Source organism: uncultured Gimesia sp. (assembly GCF_937919775.1).
GTDB lineage: Bacteria > Planctomycetota > Planctomycetia > Planctomycetales > Planctomycetaceae > Gimesia.
The window spans coordinates 1-2,431 of the sequence record NZ_CALFPF010000121.1 but is presented as its reverse complement, the minus strand read 5'-3'; the positions used below and the strand labels follow the sequence as shown (position 1 = coordinate 2,431).

Sequence of the window (2,431 nt, the reverse complement as noted above, 5' to 3'; positions counted from 1 at the left end):
CGGAAACACTTCCCGCCGCATGAAAAGCAGAGAGACGAGCCCCACGCCCAGAACGGTGACCATCAATGTATTCATCGCGGGCGAGTTGTGAATCGCCCATTTGATGACCGACCTCATTCCGCCTCTCCTTCACGCACCTGCATTCCTTCATTGGCGGTACTCAGTGGTGATGTCACGGCATGATCCCCCGGTTTTAATCCGGAAGCCCCCAGTTCCACCATCAACTGATCGCCACTTGTATCCACGACACGGATTTTTTCGGAATGCAGTTTTCCGTCTCTGACAACCCAGACCAGATTGCCGGGGCGAATCGCCGTCTCTGGTATCTTTAATAAAGAAACATTGCCGACGAGCGGAATTTCAATGGAAACATACATGCCACGCGTCAAAGGGGGCGCGCCGACAATCTGACTGGTGGGCTGACCATTGACCAATATTTCAGACGGTCTGGGATCTGCGACCACAATGCGACAGGGCACGGTTCTTGTTTTTTCATCAAGGCCGATACCATCATAACGGGAAAGGGCGCCATTCCAGACAAATTTTCTCCCCCCCAATTCATAGACCACTTTGACCGGAAGCTGCGGCAGCTGATAGCCGATTTCGTACCGGTTAGCATCAACAACATTTGCCTGTGGTGTCTGGCTTTTCTTTGCTGTTTGAGCAGCATGCTGCCAGAGTTGATACAATTCTTCCATCCGCAGGTTAGATCGCACTTCCACAGCCGAGGTGTCTTCTATCGTGACTAACGGATCACCGATTTTCACATAACCGTCCTTCTCGATGGAATCCTCGACGATGACACCATTGATGGGAGAATAAATACGCGTGCGGCTCAAATCCAGTTTGGCTCTTGAGAGTTGTACTCCCACAAGTTCACGGGCATGCATCATTCGTTGCCGGCGTGCTTTAAGCAAATCGGCTTCATTGGTCAACTTCTGCAGCGCATTGCGGGCTCCCAGTTCTGCGCGTTTTGCTTCTTCAAAATCAGTATCAGAAACCACATTTTTAGCACGTAATTTTTCGACACGGTTCAAATGGCTTTGCTGTAGCCGAACCTCTTCGTGTGCTAAATCGACCATCGCTTTTGTATTGTCGATCTCGACCTCTAATTCATCGATCACATCCTGTGTCTGGGCATGCTCCTGGGTGAGGCGTTTCACTTCCAGTTCATAGTTCTCAGGATCGATCTGGATTAAAAGATTCTCAGTGCCTGCAACCTCGCGTTCCCGAGGCGTTGCGTTACGAACAAGATTTCCTACTTTACAACCATCGCGTGTGTAAAGGACTCTCCCGGAAACTTCTGCAGCCAGTTTGACCTCTTTCGAAGGAACCACAATGCCGTCTACAGTAATCGTGACCCCGGAATCAGAGAGACTAATGGTTTCGGTGGAAACCAGAGGCGCCAAAGTGGCTAATAATTTCTCACTCTGCTCCGGCTCTTTTTTCATGGCCATCAGGACCACAAGACTCCCGCCGCCAATCGCAAGTATGAACATCGGAAGCAAGATGTGCTTCAACTTCCTGTAAATACTGGTGGTTTTTTGAGTATTAAAATCTGACATGGGTTTTTTCTATAGTGAAACATATCACAACGGAAATTGACCAAAGGCGCTGCAGGTCAATCTGTGAAAATCAATTAATTTGTATTGTCAAAACAGTAACGAGAATCTCCATCTGCTGGGAAGTATTTTCCTTCCGTCTCGCCAGATTCTTGTATTTAGGAACGCGTTTCTAATAATCAATATACCTATTTTTAACTCATTAAGTTTAGATTCCATGAAGTGCTGAAGAAGATTCCATTTCCGATGCCGCGAATTCCTGCTTCAGGTTCTTGATGGCAGCCAATGAAAACTGAAGAATATGTTCGATTAACTGATCATTATTGTAATGAGCGGCTTTTTCTTTTTGTCCCAGCATCAAAGTCACCATGCCTTCTGAAACGCGATAAAACTGACATTGTGCTGCGATGCTGAAAACACACTGCATCCGTCGGTACTCAGGAACGTCTGCTCCCAGGATTTCCTGCAATATCGAATCGGCGATATTCACAAACGGACGAAACAATTCCTGAATAAGATGTTCACAAGCTTTAGTCGGGCGTAGTACCTCACGCATAATCAAGTGGTTACTCCAGGAAAGCTCTCCTGTTCCCATCATCCGTCTTACCAGTGTAGTGACCCAGTCCTGCAATTTTTGTTCGGGTAACGTGTCAGACGCCCATTCTGGAAGGGGAGCACGTGAAACTCCCATCTCTTTTGCCAGACAAATGACCTCCAGATAAAGCTGCTCTTTATCGCCAAAATAATAATTGATGCTCGCCAGGTTAACATCCGCTTTCTGACAGATTTCACGAACCGTAGCTTTCTCGAAACCCTTTTCCGAAAAAACGGGCCCGGCCACATCCAGTAATCGTTCACGAACATTACAC

At 47.4% G+C, this 2,431-nt stretch carries 2 protein-coding genes; both read right to left on the bottom strand.

The features are described from left to right. Positions 1-113 precede the first annotated feature (113 nt). Positions 114-1,565: an HlyD family efflux transporter periplasmic adaptor subunit gene (locus Q0294_RS03330; RefSeq protein ID WP_299460908.1), complete on the bottom strand. Its 1,452-nt coding sequence runs from the start codon at positions 1,563-1,565 to the stop codon at positions 114-116. 205 nt (positions 1,566-1,770) lie between these two features. After that, positions 1,771-2,431 (bottom strand): CerR family C-terminal domain-containing protein (locus Q0294_RS03325; protein WP_299460906.1); only part of this gene is annotated, 661 nt, incomplete at its 5' end.